General features: G+C 69.6%; 10 protein-coding genes. 2 read left to right on the forward strand and 8 right to left on the reverse strand.

The window, feature by feature from the left end:
* A complete protein-coding gene (locus KHC28_RS16890; RefSeq protein ID WP_246564922.1) occupies positions 1-1,689 on the forward strand; it encodes a hydantoinase B/oxoprolinase family protein in 1,689 nt (562 codons plus the stop codon).
* Between the two features lie 144 nt (positions 1,690-1,833).
* On the opposite strand, the gene treY is transcribed toward KHC28_RS16890, so the two are convergent.
* The 8 genes from treY to KHC28_RS16930 form a co-directional block, all read right to left on the reverse strand.
* Positions 1,834-4,398 (reverse strand): malto-oligosyltrehalose synthase, encoded by a 2,565-nt coding sequence (gene treY / locus KHC28_RS16895; RefSeq protein ID WP_214009512.1) that lies wholly within the window; start codon positions 4,396-4,398, stop codon positions 1,834-1,836.
* 10 nt (positions 4,399-4,408) lie between these two features.
* On the reverse strand, positions 4,409-6,187 hold the full coding sequence (gene treZ / locus KHC28_RS16900; protein WP_214009513.1) for a malto-oligosyltrehalose trehalohydrolase: 1,779 nt from the start codon (positions 6,185-6,187) through the stop codon (positions 4,409-4,411).
* A complete protein-coding gene (gene glgX / locus KHC28_RS16905) occupies positions 6,184-8,247 on the reverse strand; it encodes a glycogen debranching protein GlgX (RefSeq protein WP_214009514.1) in 2,064 nt (687 codons plus the stop codon). Before glgX ends, treZ begins: the two co-directional genes overlap by 4 nt.
* 80 nt (positions 8,248-8,327) lie before the next feature.
* A complete protein-coding gene (gene mdoH, locus KHC28_RS16910) occupies positions 8,328-10,517 on the reverse strand; it encodes a glucans biosynthesis glucosyltransferase MdoH (protein WP_214009515.1) in 2,190 nt (729 codons plus the stop codon).
* Complete coding sequence (locus KHC28_RS16915) at positions 10,505-12,037, reverse strand: OpgD/OpgG family glucan biosynthesis protein (RefSeq protein WP_214009516.1); 1,533 nt, start codon at positions 12,035-12,037, stop codon at positions 10,505-10,507. Before KHC28_RS16915 ends, mdoH begins: the two co-directional genes overlap by 13 nt.
* Before the next feature lie 125 nt (positions 12,038-12,162).
* Complete coding sequence (locus KHC28_RS16920) at positions 12,163-13,908, reverse strand: ABC transporter permease (protein ID WP_214009517.1); 1,746 nt, start codon at positions 13,906-13,908, stop codon at positions 12,163-12,165.
* Positions 13,898-14,872 carry an ABC transporter substrate-binding protein gene (locus tag KHC28_RS16925; protein WP_214009518.1) on the reverse strand — a complete coding sequence of 325 codons (975 nt, stop codon included), beginning with the start codon at positions 14,870-14,872 and terminating at the stop codon, positions 13,898-13,900. Before KHC28_RS16925 ends, KHC28_RS16920 begins: the two co-directional genes overlap by 11 nt.
* 121 nt (positions 14,873-14,993) lie before the next feature.
* The gene (locus KHC28_RS16930; RefSeq protein WP_214009519.1) at positions 14,994-16,091 is read right to left on the reverse strand and encodes an ABC transporter ATP-binding protein; all 1,098 of its coding nucleotides are present in this window, start codon (positions 16,089-16,091) and stop codon (positions 14,994-14,996) included.
* 672 nt (positions 16,092-16,763) lie between these two features.
* On the opposite strand from KHC28_RS16930, the gene KHC28_RS16935 reads away from it, so the two are divergent.
* On the forward strand, positions 16,764-17,747 hold the full coding sequence (locus KHC28_RS16935) for a formylglycine-generating enzyme family protein (RefSeq protein WP_246564923.1): 984 nt from the start codon (positions 16,764-16,766) through the stop codon (positions 17,745-17,747).
* The last annotated feature ends 5 nt before the right edge of the window (positions 17,748-17,752 follow it).

Raw genomic sequence — 17,752 nt, forward strand, 5'->3', positions numbered from 1 at the left:
ATGGATATGGTTTCGCTGAACATCGTCGGCGGCATCCTCGTCTCGATCTGCCGCGACATGGGGGTGACGCTGATGCGCACCTCCTATTCCACCATCTTCTCGGAATCGCTGGACTTCACCTGCGGCCTGGCGCTGCCGACCGGCGAGCTTATCGCCACCGGCGACTTCTGCCCCTCGATGATCGGCGGCATGCCGCTGCTGCTGCGCTCCTGCGTGCAGGAAATCCCGCTCGACGATCTCGAGCCGGGCGACGTGATCCTGCACAACGACCCCTATCGCGGCGGCCTGCACACGCCCGAGCACACCTTCTTCAAGCCGGTGTTCCTCGAAGGCGAGCTGATCGGCTTCGCCGTCGCCATCGGCCATGTCTGCGAGGTGGGCGGCATGGCGCCGGCCGGGTTCGCCGGCGAGGCGACCGAGGTGTTCCACGAGGGGCTGCGGGTGCCGCCGGTGAAGATCATCCGCGCCGGCAAGGACGTCGACGACGTCTGGCGGCTGCTGCTCGCGAATGTACGCACGCCCCGCTACAATTATGGCGACTTCCGCGCGCTGATCGCCTCCATCGACCTCGGCGAGCGGCGCATGAAGGAGCTCGCGGCCAAGCACGGCGTCGCGGCCTTCGGCGAGCATGTCCACGCGCTGATGGACTATGCCGAGCGCCGCATGCGGTCCGAGATCGAGAAGATCCCGGACGGGCGCTACCGCTTCGAGGACGTCATGGAAGACGACGGCATCGAGGACAAGGCCTACACGATCCGCGTGGAGGTCACGGTCAGCGGCAGCGACGTGATCATCGACTATCACGGCTCCTCGCCGCAGGCGAAGGGCCCGATCAACGCCACCCTCGGCGTGGCGCATGGCGCGGCCTATAACGCCCTGCTGCAGCTCACGGATTCGACCATTCCGAAGAATTCCGGCTGCTTCCGGCCGATCCGGATCCTCGCCCAGCCCGGCAGCATGCTCAACGTCAACTTCCCCGGCCCCTCGGTCGGCGGCAATACCGAGAGCCATTGCCGCATCGCCAACGCGGTGATGGGCGCGCTGGCGCCGGCGGTGAAGGAGCGCTCCGCCGCCACCGACGGTGCGTCGCATTCCAACTTCCTGTTCGGAGGCACGGACACCGAAACCGGGGAATTCTTCTGCTGCTACGACCTGACGCCGGTGGGCTGGGGCGGGCGCAGCTTCGCCGACGGCAACGATGCGGTGGGCGGCATCAACGGCAATTGCCCACACATTCCGGTCGAGGTGTTCGAGTTCCGCTTCCCCTGGCATGTCGAGGAATTCCGGCTGGTGGACGGCTCCGGCGGGCCGGGACAGTTCCGCGGCGGCCTCGCATTGAGCAAGACCCTGCTGTGCACCGACACCGAGATGACCTTCAGCTATATGAGCGACCGGCAGAAGGTCTCGCCCTGGGGCATCCATGGCGGCCAGGAAGGCGCCAAGGCGGAGCTGTTCATCAAGCGCGACGGCAGTGGGGAGTGGCTGACAGCGACGCAGGCCTACAACAAGGTCTCGCCGTCGAAATTCGCCAATGTCCGCGTGCAGCCGGGCGACCGGGTGAAGATCTCCTCTCCGGCGGGCGGCGGCTGGGGCGCGCCGGCCCTGCGCGACCCGGAACTGGTCCGCGAGGACATGGCGGACGGCTTCATCACCGAGGAGCAGTACCGCACGGTCTACGCGCCGGCGTGAGCAATGGCCCTTCCGCGCCACGCGGGAGATCCTTATGGCACCGGATCATGCCCCGTTCGGCAGCGGGCAGGCATGGTCCGGCGGCCGCGGTGTTGGAAGACCGTCCGGTTGGGGGCTCCGAGTTCACAGTCGGCGGCCCTCAGCCTATTGAAACTGCTCGGTAATCAGGAGCGGCCATGCCGTCGACAGGGTCAGGTGCGCCGAGCCGGTCGCGAGGCGCTCGCCCCCCATGCCATGCCAGTCGCGGTCGAAAATCTCGTTCATGTCGAGCACGACGCTGTCGGGCATCGGCGCATGCCAGGGAATGCGCGTGGGCACCACGACGCGGAGGCGGCGGTTCGCGTGCCGGCGTTCGAAACCGAACCAGCGCCAGGGCGAAGGGCTGATGTCCAGCGGCCGGTAGTCGCCATGAGTGAGGCCGTCATGCCGGCGGCGCAGGGCAAGAAGCGTACGCACAAGGTTGAAATACTCGCCGTCGCCCGGCGCCACGCTGTCCAGCCCGTCGAGGGCGGCGAGGCGGGCGAGCCAGTCGACAGGGCGGCGATTGTCGGGGTCGACCAGCGAGAGATCGGGGAACTCGGTACCCTGATAGAGGTCGGGCGTACCGGGAAGGCTGTGCTGGAGCACCAGTTGCGCGAGGCCGACGATCCGTGCCGCCGGCGCCAACTCGGCCAGGAAACGCTCCAAATCGTTTCTAAAATCAGCAGCTTGCGGCGCTTCGATGAGCTGCGTGGCGAAGGCGAGGCCGGCCTGCTCATAGGCCTCGTCCGGCTGTTCCCACGAGGTGTGGCGCTTGGCCTCGCGCAGAGCCTTGGTGAGGTAGGTCCTCATGCGCTCGGCGCTGATCGGCCAGGTAGAGACGAGGGTTTGCAGGATGAAATGCCGATCGAGGGCGTCCGGCGCGGCATCGGCCGGGAAAAGGCGGTCCGTTACCGGCGCCGCCTGCGCGAGGAAGTCCAGCCAGCGCTGCGGCGCGTGGCCGAGCGCGGCGAGGCGGGCGCGGGTTCCGGGACCGCGCTTGGTGTCATGGGTGGCGAGAGGGATGAGATCGCACGCGCCGTTCGCGGCACGTTGTCGAGATATTTCATGCAGTTCGTTGCATTCCCTCGCAACATGCTCGAAGCTGCTGCCGACCTCGTTGACGGCGAGCAGCACCGGATAGCGGTACAGCTCGGTATCCTCGAAGCCCTTGGCCAGCACGGGCCCGCTAAGCTGCTGGAAACGCCCGCGAAATTCGAGGTCGCTCGGGTGCTGCGGGGCTTTGAGCCGCTCAATCAGCAGGCGGCCGGCGGCGCTGGTGAGCGGATCCTCGACCGCGTCCATGCGGGTGCGGATGGCATCCCAGATCGCCTGGTCGCTGGGGTCGTGCGCGTCGGGGGTTGCGTAGGAACGATAGACCGGGCAATGGGTTAGCAGGGCGATCACCGCCTGACGGATCGACGCCTCGGTGAGGTCGCCGGCCTTGATGTCGGCGTCGAGGCCTTCGCGGGCGAGGCCGGCGAGACGCTCGACCTCGGTGGCGAGGCTGGTTTCCAGCACCCGGCGCTTGGCGGCGGCGAGCCGCTCAGTGGGTGTCCCGGTGATCAGATGGCGGGCGCGGAGATCGGCCTCCAGTGTGTCGTAACCCTGCGGGTCTATGAACAAGCCATTGATGTCGTTCAGTCTTTCATATCCGGTCGTGCCGTCGACCGGCCAGGGACGCAGCGCTTCGCCCGGCTCGAGGATCTTCTCAAGGAAGATCGGAATACCGGCACCCACCGCCTGCCGGAGCCTCTCGCAATAGCCGGCCGGGTCCAGCAGGCCGTCGACATGGTCGATGCGCAGGCCGTGGACGAGCCCGCGCCTGATCAGATCGAGCGGCAGCCGGTGCACCAGCTCGAACGCCTGGGGATCCTCGATACGCACGCCGGCGAGATCGGTAATATTGAAGAATCTCCGATAGTTAAGGTCATGCGCGGCGGTACGCCACCAGGCGAGGCGCCAATGCTGGTCCTCCAGTATCGCCGGCAGGTCGGCTTTCGCGAGCACGGTGTCGAGGGCGGCACGCTCGGCGGTATCGAGGGACCGCAATGCCTCGTGCGCCGTGTGCAGTGAGGTGGACGATGCGGCCGATGACGCGCGAAAGGCCGACGCCATCTCGGCCCAGCCGGGGCGCAGGCCGGCGGCAGCATCCAGGAGGTCGGCGACGCTCTCCGGCCGCAGCGGGAAAACATGGTCGGCATAGGCGCCGACGAGGCGGCCGGTCTGATACTCCGCGCGCAGCGACAGGGCACCGGCGGCAAGGGTGGCGGCGAGCGGCTCGCCGAGCACCGGCAGCAGCAGGCGGCCCGATTGCCAGTCGACATCGAACAGCCGGGCGGCGAGCGCCCGCGGCCCCAGCTCCAGCATCTCCATCCAGAACGGGTTGTGGCTGGAGGCGGCCATGTGGTTGGGCACGATATCGAGCAGCACCCCCATGCCATGGGCGGCGAGCGCGCGGGCGAGGCGCTCGAACCCCTCGGCGCCACCGAGCTCGGGATTGATGCGGGTCGGGTCGGCGACGTCGTAGCCATGCGTCGACCCGGGCACCGCCACGGTGATCGGCGAGGCATAGAGATGGCTGATGCCGAGCCGGGCGAAATAGGGCACCAGCGCCTCGGCATCGGCGAAGGTGAAGGCGCGATGGAATTGTAGCCGGTAGGTGGCACGCAAAGCGGGCGGCTTGATCATCCGGGCCTCCTCATGCGGGCAGGTGCCAGACGGCGGCGGAGAACGGGGCCAGGGCGAATCCCTCCGTCTCCGCCACGACTTCGCCGACGCTGGCGAGCGGGGCGGCGCCGGCTTCCACCGGGCGGGGCAGCCGGGCGGGCGCCGGACCGGGATTGAGCGCCATCACCAGAATGCCGGCGGCAAAGCGCCAGCGCACCGTGACGGCCGCGTCTGCGTGCTGGCTGTCAGCGCCCCGCCAGCCGCTGGCCGTGAGCGGCCATATGTGCTGGCGGCGCAGCTCCGCGAGAATTCGGAAGGCGGCGAGCGCGTCACGGGCCGGAGCGGCGGCGAAAGCCTCGGGTGCCAGCACGGCGGCGCGGAAGGTGGCCTCGTCGAGCGGATCGGGAAACGCGCCCTCGTCATGATCGGCGAAGAAGGCGGCGAACTCGGCGCGCCGGCCGTCGCGCACTGCCTGGGCGAGATCGCCCTCGAAATCGCAGAAGAACGGGAAGGGCGTCGGCAGCAGCGCCTCCTCGCCCATGAACAGCAGCGGGATCTGCGGCGAGAGCATCAGCACGAAGCGCAGAAAGGCGAGACGTTCCGGCTCCAGCGTCCCGGCGAGGCGGTCGCCCTGCGGTCGGTTGCCGATATGGTCGTGGTTCTGCACGAAGGCGACGAAGGCATCCGGCGGCAGGCTAGCGCTGGGGGTACCGCGCGCGTGCCCGCCGGCGTCGGGATAAGGCTCGCCCTGGAAGACGAAGCCCTCCGCCAGCGCGCGGGCGGCGCCGATAACGGGATCGCCGGCATAGGGGGCGTAGTAGCCGCCATGCTCGCCGCTCGCCAGCACATGGAAGACGTGGTGCCAGTCGTCGTTCCATTGGGCGGTGAACAGCGCGTCGTCGCGTGTCATCCAGCCTGAGACGTTGTCGTGGTTCTCCAACACGAGCCAGGCATCCGGGCGCACCGCACGGCAGGCGCCGGCGATCTCGCGCAGGAAGGTTTCCGCGCCCTTGGTCGCCAGCGCGTGCACGGCGTCGAAGCGCAGCCCGTCAAAGCCGAAATCGCTGAGCCAATAGGCGGCGTTCTCGGCGAAGAAGGCGCGCACCGTCCCGTTTTCGAGATCGATGGCCGCACCCCATGGGGTGGGCACGTCCTCGCGAAAGAAGGACTTCGCATAGGCTGGCAGGTAATTCCCGCTCGGGCCGAAATGGTTGTAGACGACGTCCAGCATGATGCCGAGGCCACGCGCATGGGCGGCGTCGACCAGCGCGCGCAGATCGTCCGGGGTGCCATAGGCCCGGTCGGGCGCGTAGATGAGCACGCCGTCATAGCCCCAGTTGCGGGCGCCGGGGAAATCGGCGACCGGCATCAGCTCGATCACGGTGAAGCCGGCGTCGCGGTAATGGTCGAGCCGGTCGATCAGCGCCCGGAACGTGCCGGCAGGCGTGGCGGTGCCGACATGGATTTCGGCGATGATCGCCTCGTGCCATGGGCGGATGGCGTTGCCGAGTTGGGGCTCGGGCGGTGCGGTGAGCACGCTCCAGCCGTCGGGGTCATCATCCTGTATCCGCGATGCCGGGTCCGGCACCGCCAGCCCGTCGGCACGGAAGCGGTAGCGCCGGCCGGGCGCGAGGCCGGCGACCTCGACGGCGAAGAAGCCTTCCGCATCGCGCTGCATCGGCAGCGGGATCATGCCCTCGACCAGCAACTCGACCCGGCGGGCATCGGGGGCATAGAGGCGGAAGACCGCGTCGCGCCCGTCGAGGAGCGGGCCGAAGCGGCGGGCGGGGCGGGCGAGGGCGTCGTTCATGCCCGCCATTCCCACACGAGGAGGGTGCGCGCGGGCAGGGTGAAGGTGGCGCCGCCGCCGAGCTTGGCGCCCTCCAGATCGTCGCCGGTGGCGAGGATGGCCTCCCAGCTGCCGGACTGCACCGGCGGGGCGATGAAGTCGACGTCGACATGCGAGGCGTTGAGCATGATCAGCAGCGAGGCTTCGTCGGGCAGTGCCGGGGCGAGGCGCACGGTGAGGCATTTGGAATTGGGGTCGTCCCAGTTCTCCTCGCTCATGCGCTCGCCGGAGGTATTGAACCAGGCGACGTCCGGCTGGCCCATCTCGTTGCGCGCGCCGGTGAGGAATTCCGGGCGCGACAGCGAGGAGTGCCGCTTCCTCAGTTCAGCGAGGCGGGCGACGAACTCCGGCAGCTCCGGGTCCTCGTCCGACCAGTCGACCCAGCCGATCTCGTTGTCCTGGCAATAGGCGTTGTTGTTGCCGCCCTGCGAGTTGGAGCGCTCGTCGCCGGCGAGCAGCATCGGCACGCCCTGCGACAGGAACAGCGTGGCGATGAGGTTGCGCTTCTGCCGGCGGCGCAGCGCGTTGATGGCGGCGTCGTCGGTCTCGCCCTCGGTGCCGCAGTTCCAGCTCTTGTTGTCGTCGTGGCCGTCGCGATTGTCCTCGCCATTGGCCTCGTTGTGCTTGTCGTTGTAGGTGACCAGGTCGTGCAGGGTGAAGCCGTCATGGGCGGTGAGGAAGTTCACGCTCGACCATGGCCGGCGGCGGCCTTCCGAGAAGATGTCCTGCGAGGCGGCGAAGCGGGTGGCGAAGCTCGGCAGCACGCCTTCCGAGCCGCACCAGAACTCGCGCACCTTGTCGCGGTAGTCGCCGTTCCACTCCGAGAAGCCGGGCGGGAAGGCGCCGAGCTGGTAGCCGCCGGGGCCGATGTCCCATGGCTCGGCGATCAGCTTGAGACCGCCGAGGGTGGGATCCTGGAGGATGGCGTGGAAGAAGGCGTGGCCGGGATCGAAGCCGGTGGGGCGGCGCCCCAGCGTGGTGGCGAGGTCGAAGCGGAAGCCGTCAATGCCATAGACCGACGCCCACATGCGCAGACTGTCGAGCACCATTTGCAGCACGCGCGGGTGATCGGTGTTCACCGCGTTGCCGCAGCCGGTCATGTCGTCATAGTAGCGGCCATTGCCGGGCAGCAGCCGGTAATAGGACGCGTTGTCGATGCCCTTGAAGGACAGCGTCGGGCCGAGATGGTTGCCCTCGCAGGTGTGGTTGTAGACCACGTCGAGGATCACCTCGATGCCGGCCTGGTGCAGATGATCCACCGCCTCGCCGATGGCGTCGAGCCCGTCCTCGCCGAGATAGCGCGGCTCGGGGGCGAAGAAGGCGAGGGTGTTGTAGCCCCAGTAGTTGGACAGGCCGCCGTCGAGCAGATGGCGGTCCTGCGCGAAGGCGTGCACCGGCAGCAATTCCAGCGCGGTGACGCCGAGCTTGTGCAGGTGCTCGACGAATTCCGGCTGGCCGAGCGCGGTGAAGGTGCCGCGGATCGCCTCCGGCACCAGCGGGTGGCGCATGGTGAGGCCGCGCACATGGCCCTCATAGATCACCGTCTTCGCCCAGGAAATGCGTGGATGCCGGGTGTCGGCGAGCGGCGTGCCGGCGACGACACGCGCCTTCGGCATGAAGGGGGCGCTGTCGCGCTCGTCCATGATCAGGTCGGCATCGTCGCCGGCGCCGATGGTGTAGCCGTAGAGCGCGTCGTCCCACTCGATGGAGCCCACCAGCATGCGGGCATAGGGATCGAGCAGCAGCTTGTTCGGATTGAAACGGTGGCCGATCTCCGGCGCCCAGGGACCTTGGACGCGCCAGCCATAGACCTGGCCGCGGCCGACGCCGGGCAAATAGCAGTGCCAGACGCCATTGGTGCATTCGTGGAGGTCGATGCGCTCCTGCTCGGTCTCGCCGTAACGATCGAACAGGCAGAGGGTGACGCCGGTGGCGTTGTCGGAGAACAGCGCGAAGTTGGTTCCCTGGCCGTCGACCGTCACACCAAGGGGGAAGGCCGAGCCGGGAAGGATCTTTCGCATCAGGGGGATCACCGTCGCTGGGGAGGGACGCGGGTCAACGGCGGGGGACCCCCGGCCGTTCCTTGACGGGACAACGATTTTTACCGTGCCGGGCCGGTGGCGGCCGGCGCTTCCGCCGCGAGGGCGAGCAGGCGGTCGAGCGCCTGACGGTCGCCGAGGGCGGCGGCCTTCTCGCGCGCGGTGAGCCGGCCGAGCGCGGCGGCAAGATCAGAGGCGTCGTCGAGCTTGGCGCGGGCGACGAGGCGCTCGGGCGCGTAGTCGCCGGGTCGCCGCTCGCCCTCGTCCGGCAGCATGGCGCGATGCGCGGCGAGCAGGACGGGATCGGCGGCGAGGCGGCTCGCCGCTTCGTCCGGCGGCGCGTCGCTGCCGATCTCGCGGGCGAGCGCCTTGGCGCGGGTGAGCACGGCGGGCGGGGCGCTCTCCTCCGGCGTCCTCAGAACGCCAGCGAGCAGCGGGCGGGCGGCGCCGGTCCACAGCACCAGCGGCACGGCGAGCAGGAGGCCGAGCACCACGGGGCTCATCCAGAAGAACAGCGGCAGCGAGATGGCGATGGCGGCGCCGGCCAGCATCAGGCCGAACAGCGTGTGCGGCAGGAAGTGGACGAGCGTTTCGCGGGTGCTCACGCTGCCATCGTCGCGGCGCTGCGGCTGCCAGCCGCCGTCGCGGCCGGCGAGGATGCTGACCACCGCCGCCGACTGCGCGAGCATGGTGACGGGGGCGAGCAGGCCGGCGATCAACGTCTCGGCCAGCAGGCCGAACAGGGCGCGGAACCCGCCGCCGAAGCTGCGCCGCAGCGACGGCCGGAACAGCATCAGCGCATAGGCGATCAGCTTGGGCACCAGCAGCACCCCCATGGTGCCGACGAACACCCAGGCGGCGCGGATCGGGTCCTGTGCCGGCCAGCTGGGAAACAGCGAGAATTCGGAGGGGAAGTAGTCCGGCGGCACGAAGCGCGCCTGCAGGGCGGTGAGCAGGCCGGCGAGCAGCATGACCAGCCACAGCGGCGCGGTGGCGTAGGAGCCGATGCCGACCAGCATGTGCAGCCGGCTGAGCGGGTTGAGGCCGCGCGCGGTCAGCACGGCGGCGTGCTGGAGATTGCCCTGGCACCAGCGGCGGTCGCGCACCGCGAGATCGGTGAGCGAGGGCGGGCCCTCCTCATAGGAGCCCTCCAGCCACGGCACCATGTGGACGCCCCAGCCGCCGCGCCGGATCAGCGCCGCCTCGACGAAATCATGGCTGAGGATGTGGCCGCCGAACGGCTTGCGGCCGGTCAGATGCGGCAGGCCGGCGCATTGCGCGAAGGCGCGGGTACGGATGATGGCGTTGTGGCCCCAATAGTTGCTGTCCGGCCCGTGCCAGCCGGCGAGGCCATAGGCGATCAGCGGCCCGTAGAGCCGGCCGGCGAATTGCTGAAGCCGGGCGAACAGCGAGCGGCCGCCGACGATGACCGGCAGCGTCTGGATGAGGCCCGCGCGGGGACTTTGCTCCATCGCGCCGGCGAGGCGGACGATGCAGTCGCCGGTCATCACGCTGTCGGCGTCGAGCACCAGCATGTGGTCATAGGCTGCGCCGAAGCGCGTCACCCAATCGGCGATGTTGCCGGCCTTGCGGTCGGTGTTGCGCGGGCGGCGGCGGTAGAACAGGCGCCGCTCGCCGCCGGTGCGCTCGCGCAGGGCGAGGAAGGCGGCTTCCTCGGCGACCCAGATGTCGGCGTCGGTGGTGTCGCTTAGGATGAAGACGTCGAAGGCGTCGAGCGCGCCGGTGGCCTCCAGCGATTCATAGGTCGCCTGAAGGCCGGCGAAGATGCGGGCCGGCTCCTCGTTATAGGTCGGCATCAGCAGGGCGGTGCGCGCCGTCAGCACCGGCAATGGCGCCGAGGTATCGATGCCGAGCCCGTCATCCGGGCGGGCGAGCATGGTGAGCGCGCCGCTCAGCGCATTGGTGAAGGAAAAGCCGATCCAGGCGAACAGCACCACGAACAGAGCGAGCACGACGCCTTCGAGCAGCGTCAGCCCGCCGACCTCCAGCACGCGGTACATCTCGCGGGCGGCGAAGACGGTGAGCACGCCGGCGCCGCCGATGACGAACAGCCGGCGGGTGAACAGCGCGGCAGCCCGGCGGCGCGGCAGCTTTTCGGTCCTGGGTGCGCTGCGCAGCGACTGCACGGGCATGGCGAGCGGCGCGTCCGGCGGCAAGGCCGGCGCTGGGGCGGGGGCGGGCGTCGCGCCGGCCACGCCGGCCCCCTGCCGGGGAAGCGTCACGCCGTCCATCGATAGACCCAGCTTTCGGCGAGGCGCTCGTCGCCGCGCAGCAGCTCGGCCCTGAGCTCGACCGCCTCGTTGCCGCCGGGCGCGAGGGCGAAGGAGAGGCGCCAGCCCTGGATCTCCGGGTTCTGCTGCACCACGATATCGGCCACCTCGCCCTTGTCTGCGGTGACGCGGGCCGACAGTCCCTCCGGCGACAGGTCCTTCAGCTTGTCGCCGACGAGGTCGAGCACGAACAGCCGGCGCTCGGCGGTGCCGCCGACGCGGGTGGCGCCGAAGCGGCCGAGATCGGACAGCTTCGGCCCGTCCCAGCCCCAGTGCAGGCGATAGGTGGAGGCGTATTCGCGGCCCTTGCGCAGCGGCTCGCGCGGGCGCCAGAAGGCGACGATGTTGTCGTGCACCTCCTCCGGCGTCGGTATCTCCACCAGCACCACCGAGCCGTCGCCCCAATCGCCGATCGACTCGACCCAGACGCTGGGCCGGCGCTCATAGCGGGCTTCGAGGTCCTGATAGTCGAAGAAGGAGCGCTGGCGCTGCATCAGCCCGAAGCCGCGCAGATCCGAGACCGCGAAGGAGGAGATCTGCAGCCGCTGCGGGTTGCTGAGCGGGCGCCAGAGCTGCTCGCCCTTGCCGGTGGCGATCGACAGGCCGTCGGCGTCGCAGACCATCGGCCGGAAATCGTCGATGCCGGCGCGGTCATTGGGGCCGAACATGAACATGCTGGTGAGTGAGCCGATGCCGACCTGGTCGATGTCCTCACGCGGATAGACGGTCATCTCCACCGTCATCAGCGTCGGGTCGCCGGGGCGAATGGTGAAGCGGTGCGCCGCCGCCCCGCTCGGGCTGTCCAGCAGCGCGTGCACGACGACGGAATCGGCGCCCGGACGCGGCTGCTCCAGCCAGAATTCGCGGAAGGCGGGAAATTCCTCGCCGCCGGAATCACCGGTCTTGATCGACAGGCCGCGCGCCGAGGTGCCGTAGGTCTGGCCCTTGCCGATGGCGCGGAAATAGCTGGCGCCCTGGAAGACCGCGACCTCGTCGAAATAGTCCGGCCGGTTGATCGGGCTGTGCAGCCGGAAGCCGGAATAGCCGAGGTCGATCTTGGGATCGGGCGGCTTCAGCCCATGGTCGAAGCGGAACATCTCCGGGCTGTAGGGCAGCTTCTGCGCCTTGCCGTCGGTGACGATGGAGAGGTCGACGCGGTCGCGGAACAGGAAGCCGCGATGGAACAGCTGCGCCTCGAAGGGCGAGCCCTGGCCGCGCCACAGCGACCGGTCGGTGTTGAAGCGGATGTTGCGGTAGTCGTCATAGCTGAGCTTGTCGATTTCCTTCGGCAGGTCGCGATTGGGCGCCGCGAACGGCTTGGCCGCCAGCTCGCGCGCCAGCCGGCGCACCGTCTCCGCATCGAAGGGCGTCGCCTTGCCGCCGGTTTCCTGTGCCTCGGCCCGGGCGATCAAACTTCCCAGGAGCGGGGCCTGCGCCATGGCGGCGAAGCCCATTGCCAGCAGGATGTCCCGACGGTGCATTCAGATACCTCGCTGTTGCCGGAGGACCCCGGCGCATCGGCGAGACAAGCGGCGAGGGGCATGCGGGGTTCCCCGAAAAATGCCGGGCCGGTCGGTATCGGGATGAAAAGGCAAGCGATTCCAGACTATTGCCGCCAGGGCAAAATCCGATCCGGCAGCCAGCGCGCGCCGGCATTGGCCAGCGCACACAGGCCGAACAGCAGCGCGGTCGACAGCACCGCCACCGCGGCGGCGGCGGTGGAATTGCCCTCATATTGCAGGGCGAACACCATGACGCCGATGGTCTCGTGCCCCGACGACCACAGCAGCGCCGAGAGCGTGAGCTCGTTCAGCGCCGTCATCACCACCAGCAGCGCACCGGCGACCGCCGCCGGCAGCACGCCGGGCAGGAAGATGAAGGCAAGCCGGCGGGGAAGGCCGGCGCCGACGATGCGGGCCGCCTCCTCCAGCGAGGGATCCGCCGTCTGCGCCGCCGCCGTCACCGGGCGCAGCACCAGCGGCAGGAAGCGGGCGAGATAGGCGACGAGCAGGATCGCCAGCGTGCCGTAGAGCGACACGCCGAGCACCGGCAGCGGCGGCAGGAAGGCGAGGATCATGCCGAGCGCCACCACCGTGCCCGGTATCACCCAGGGCGCTTCCACCACGAGATCGAGCGCGCGCACCAGCCGGCCGGGCCGGCGCGCCACCAGATAGGCGAAGGGCACGCTGACGGCGACCGCGATCCCCGCGCAGGCGAGCGCGAGCAGCAGCGAATTGGCGAAGGCGCGGCGCACCGCCGCATTGGCGATGACAGCGGCGAACTGGGCGAGGCTCGCCGTCTCCGCGCCGAAGCGCACGCCGACCGCCGGCAAGAGCGCGGTCATGACGAGGGCCGCGAGCGGCACCACGGCGATCATCGCCACCACCAGCCAGAGCACGATTTCGCCGACGGGCGACGAGCGGGTGGGCTCCAGAGGGCGGCCGGCCGGCAGCGGCGCGGCGAGCCGGCGCAGGGCGAGGCCGCGCAAGGCGAGGGCGAGGCCGACCAGCGCCGCCATGATCAGCGCCAGCACCGCCACCTGCCCGGCGGCGGACGGGCCGAAGCCGTTGAGCCGCTGATAGATCAGCGTGGTCAGCACCGAGACCCGGCCGGGAATGCCGAGCAGTGCCGGCACGCCGAAATTGCCGATCGCGGCGGTGAAGGCGAGCAGGGCGCCGGCGAGGATCGAGGGCGCCACCAGCGGCAGCACGATGCCGACGGCGATGCGCGGACCGGGCACGCCGATGACGCGGGCCGCCTCGACGAGGTCGGCCGGCACGGCCCGCAGCGCGGCGCGGGTGGCGAGGAACACCAGCGGCATGTGCTCGACGCCCATCACCAGCGCGATGCCACTGACGGAATAGAGCGGGTTGGCGGTGCCGGGCGGCGGCGCCAGCCCGAGCGCGCCGAGGATCGGCGAATTGGCGCCGGCGAGCTCGATCCAGGCGAGCGCCATGGTCTGCGAGGGGATCAGCAGCGGGGTGAGGATGAGGAAGACCAGCGCCGTCCGGCCGCGCAGCCGGATAAGGCCGACCGCGAAGGCGAGGCCGACGCCGAGCACGGTCGACAGCACCACCGAAAGGCCGGAGGTGGCGAGCGTCCCCCACAGCGCGCGGGCGGTGGCGCGGCTCGCCAGCACCTCGGCCATCAGGCCGAGCGGGCTGCCGTCCTCGCCCGGCTGCAGGGCGGCGGCGAACAGCTTCGCCAGCGGCCAGAGCGTGGTGAACGCGACATAGGCGAGGACGAGGAGCAGCAGTGCCTGCTCGCCGCCGCCGGAGCGCCCCGCGCGCCTTAGGCGTGGCGGCGTGGGCCGTGAAGGCTCTGGGCGAGAAGGCGCGGTGTCAGCCGCCATAGAGGTCGGCGAAGCCTGCCTTGTTCTTCTTGTCGTCGGAGAGCATCAGCGCCGCGTCGGCGGGGAGCACCTTCAGCGTCGCCGGATCGGGATAGCCCTTGGGCGGGGCGACGCCCTCCAGCACCGGGAAATAGCCCTGCGCCGCCGCCTGCTCCTGCGCCGGCTTCGACAGCTGCCACTTCACGAAGGTCTTGGCGGCCTCCAGCGCGTCGCTGTCCTTGAGGATGCCGACCGGCTGGGTGATGACGCTGACGCCCTCCTTCGGGAAGACGAAGGCGACCGGCGAACCCTTGGCCTGCGCGTTGAGCGCCATGTACTCGATGATGATGCCATAGGCCTTCTCGCCGCGCGCCACCGCCTCGATGACGGTGCCGTTGCCCTGGCCGGCGACTGCGCCCTTGTCGGCGAGGGTCTTGTAGTAGTCCCAGCCGAATTCCTTCTGCTGCAGCATGGTGCCGAGATGGATCACCGCCGCGCCGGAATAGAGCGGGCTCGGCATGATCGTGCCCTTGGCGGCATCGGCGGACTCGAGGTCCTTCCACGAGGTCGGCGGCGTCTTCACCAGATTGGTGTTGTAGACGATGCCGGTGGTGATCAGCTTGGTGCCGAAATAGGTGCGGTCCTTGTCGATCACCGCCGGATTGATGCCGGCGACCGGCGCGTCGGTGAAGGCGTAGAGCCGGCCGGCATTCTTCAGCTGCGTCATCGCGACGGTGTCGGCGATCAGCACCACGTCGGCCGGGCTCGTGCCGGCGGTCTGCTCGGCCTGAAGCTTGGCCATCACCTCGGTGGTGCCGGAGCGGAACAGCTCGACGGTGATGTCGGGATGCTCGGCGTTGAACGCCTTGATCACCGCCGCCATCTGGTCCTGCGGCTGCGAGGTGTAGACGGTGAGGGTCTCGGCGCTGGCGGCGAGGGTGGTGCCGGCGAGCAGGGCGGCGGCAAGCAGGGCGCGAAGGGACATCTCGATCACTCGGCTGGCTTCGGTTCGCGGAAGCGGGCTTGATATCGGCGCGGCACGACAGATCGGCTGCGGTTTTGTTACGGTTCGATGACAGGCTTGCCGACAGGCGCGCCGCCGCCGGTCAGGCGGAGCTGCGCGCGGCGGCGCCAGTCAGGGCGGGCGCGGCGGAGGGCGCGCGCGCAATGACCCAGCCGCCGGACAGCCCGACCTCGATCCGCGTGCCCGGCGCCAGCCGTTCGGGCAAGGCGAGGCTCACGGTTTCGACGTCGACGCCGAGCGGGGCCAGCTCGGTGGCGTAGACGCCGTTCTGGAACAGCTGGTTGACCACCTCGCCAGCGAAGGGACCGCGCTGCGGCGCGCGGGAGAGGTCCGAGGCATGAAAACACAGCCAGCCGGGGCCGGGCGGGGCGAGGCCGGCGACCTTCAGCACGCCGCCGGCGAGGGCGATGGTGCAGAGACCGTCCTGCGAGGCCATCACCTCGACCGGCAGGGTGCGTCCCCGGCCGATGAAGCGGGCGACGCTCTCGGTCTGCGGACGGCGATAGAGGTCTTCCGGCGTGCCGACCTGCTCCAGCCGGCCGCGATTCATCACCGCGACATGGGTGGCGACCGCCATCGCCTCCTCCTGGTCGTGGGTGACGAAGACGAAGGTGGCGCCGGTCATCGAATGGATGCGGCGGAACTCCGCCAGCATGGTCTCGCGCAGATGCGCGTCGAGATTGGCCAGCGGCTCGTCGAGCAGGATCAGCCCCGGCCGCAGCGCCAGCGAGCGGGCGAGCGCGACGCGCTGGCGCTGGCCGCCGGACAGTTCGTGCGGCCGGCGGGCGGCATGGCCGGAAAGGCCGACCACCTCCAGCACCTCCTCGATGCGCCGGCGCCGCTCGGCGGCCGGCAGCTTCTGCACCTTGAGGCCGAACTCGATATTGCCGCGCACCGTCATGTGCGGCCACAGCGCATAGGACTGGAAGACCATGCCGAGCCGGCGCGCCTCCGGCGGCAGCGTGCCGCGCGGGCCGGCGACGGCGACGTCGTCGAACAGCAATTCGCCGGCGTCCGGATCCTCCAGCCCGGCGATCATCCGCAGCAGCGTGGTCTTGCCGCAGCCGGACGGGCCGAGCAAGGCGAGGAAGGCGCCGTCGGGAATGGCGAAGCTGACCTGATCGACCGCGCGGACGCCGTCGAAGCTCTTGGTGAGGTTGCGAGCGACGAGATGCGGCAAAGAGCGTGCTCCCGAGGGGCTTCCTCCGCAGGTGCGGCGACAAGGCTGGGTACGACGGTTCGATGTCGCGGCGATGACGTTTGCGTATCGGGGAGCCGCCGAGGAAGAGGCCGAGAGCGGCAGACCGGCCAGCGGTTCCCGCTGCCGGGGAAGCGGCGACCGGTCCGGTGGCTCGAACGCGCGGCGCGCCCGCCCCGTCACCGGGAACCGCGTCCACCGTGCAGCATGTGAGGGATGGCCGGTTCTCCGGCCGAATGGCGCCGAGATGTCCGATGACCCTGGGGCAGAAGTGGTAAGCTGCGCCAGTCAGAAAGTCGTCATCCCATCTAAAATGGAACTATTCCTGTCGTGTTGACGGTTTTTTCTTAACGACGAAAGACACTTGCCGGATCGGGCGCTTCGGTGTTTTCTGGAGCTCAGTAATTTGTCGCTTTGCGAGGCTGGTTGTGCAGGTGTTTCTCACACGGTTTCTTGATGCATATGCGGCAAAGCGACCTGTTGCCCGGGCATTGAAACCGGGTGACGGCCGGCATGTGACGGGCGAGGCGCACCGATCGGGCGGCGACGGCATGTCGGCATAGACGCCGTTGCCGTTCACGAACGCGACGCCTGGGTATGGCGCCAGAGCGCGACGCCCGCCCGCAACCTGCCCGAGCCAGTGACGAGAGTGCCATGAGCCGACATCATCGCCAGCGCCTTCCACAGACCGCGCCGGTCGCCGACGAGATGGTGTGGATCGAGGGCGGCACGTTCCGCATGGGCTCGGACCACCACTACCCGGAAGAAAAGCCGGCCCATCGCGTGAGCGTCGCCGGCTTCTTCATCGACGCGACGCCGGTGACCAACGCGCAGTTCCGCGCCTTCGTCGAGGCGACCGGCCATGTCACCGTGGCGGAGACCGCACCCGACCCGAAGGACTATCCCGGCGCCCGGCCGGAGATGCTGAAGGCCGGCTCGCTGGTGTTCACGCCGCCGCCGCATCCGGTCGACCTGCGCAACTGGCAGCAATGGTGGGCGTTCCGCTTCCGCGCCAGCTGGCGCAAGCCCTATGGACCGGGCTCGTCGCTCAAGGGGCTGGACGAGCATCCGGTGGTGCACATCGCCTATGCCGACGCGCTGGCCTATGCGCAGTGGGCCGGCAAGGAACTGCCGAGCGAGGCGGAATGGGAATTCGCCGCGCGCGGCGGGCTCGACGGCACTGAGTATGCCTGGGGCGAGGAGTTCACCCCGGACGGCCGGCAGATGGCCAATACCTGGCAGGGCGAGTTCCCGTTCCAGAATCTCGCGCTCGACGGCTTCGAGCGCACCTCGCCGGTGAAGTCCTACCCGCCCAACGGCTACGGTATCTACGACATGATCGGCAATGTCTGGGAATGGACCGCCGATTTCTGGACCACCCGCCACCCCGAGGAGGCGGCGAAGGCCTGCTGCATCCCGCAGAACCCGCGCGGCGGGCCGGAGGAGGCGAGCTACGATCCCGGCCAGCCGACGATCCGCATCCCGCGCCGGGTGGTGAAGGGCGGCTCGCATCTGTGCGCGCCGAGCTATTGCCGGCGCTACCGGCCGGCGGCCCGCCACGCCGAGCCGGTCGACAGCTCGATGAGCCATATCGGCTTTCGCTGCGTGCGGCGGCCCAAGGCAGGAGACCCATCGTGACGTCC

Source organism: Ancylobacter sonchi, from assembly GCF_018390695.1.
Lineage (GTDB): Bacteria > Pseudomonadota > Alphaproteobacteria > Rhizobiales > Xanthobacteraceae > Ancylobacter > Ancylobacter sonchi.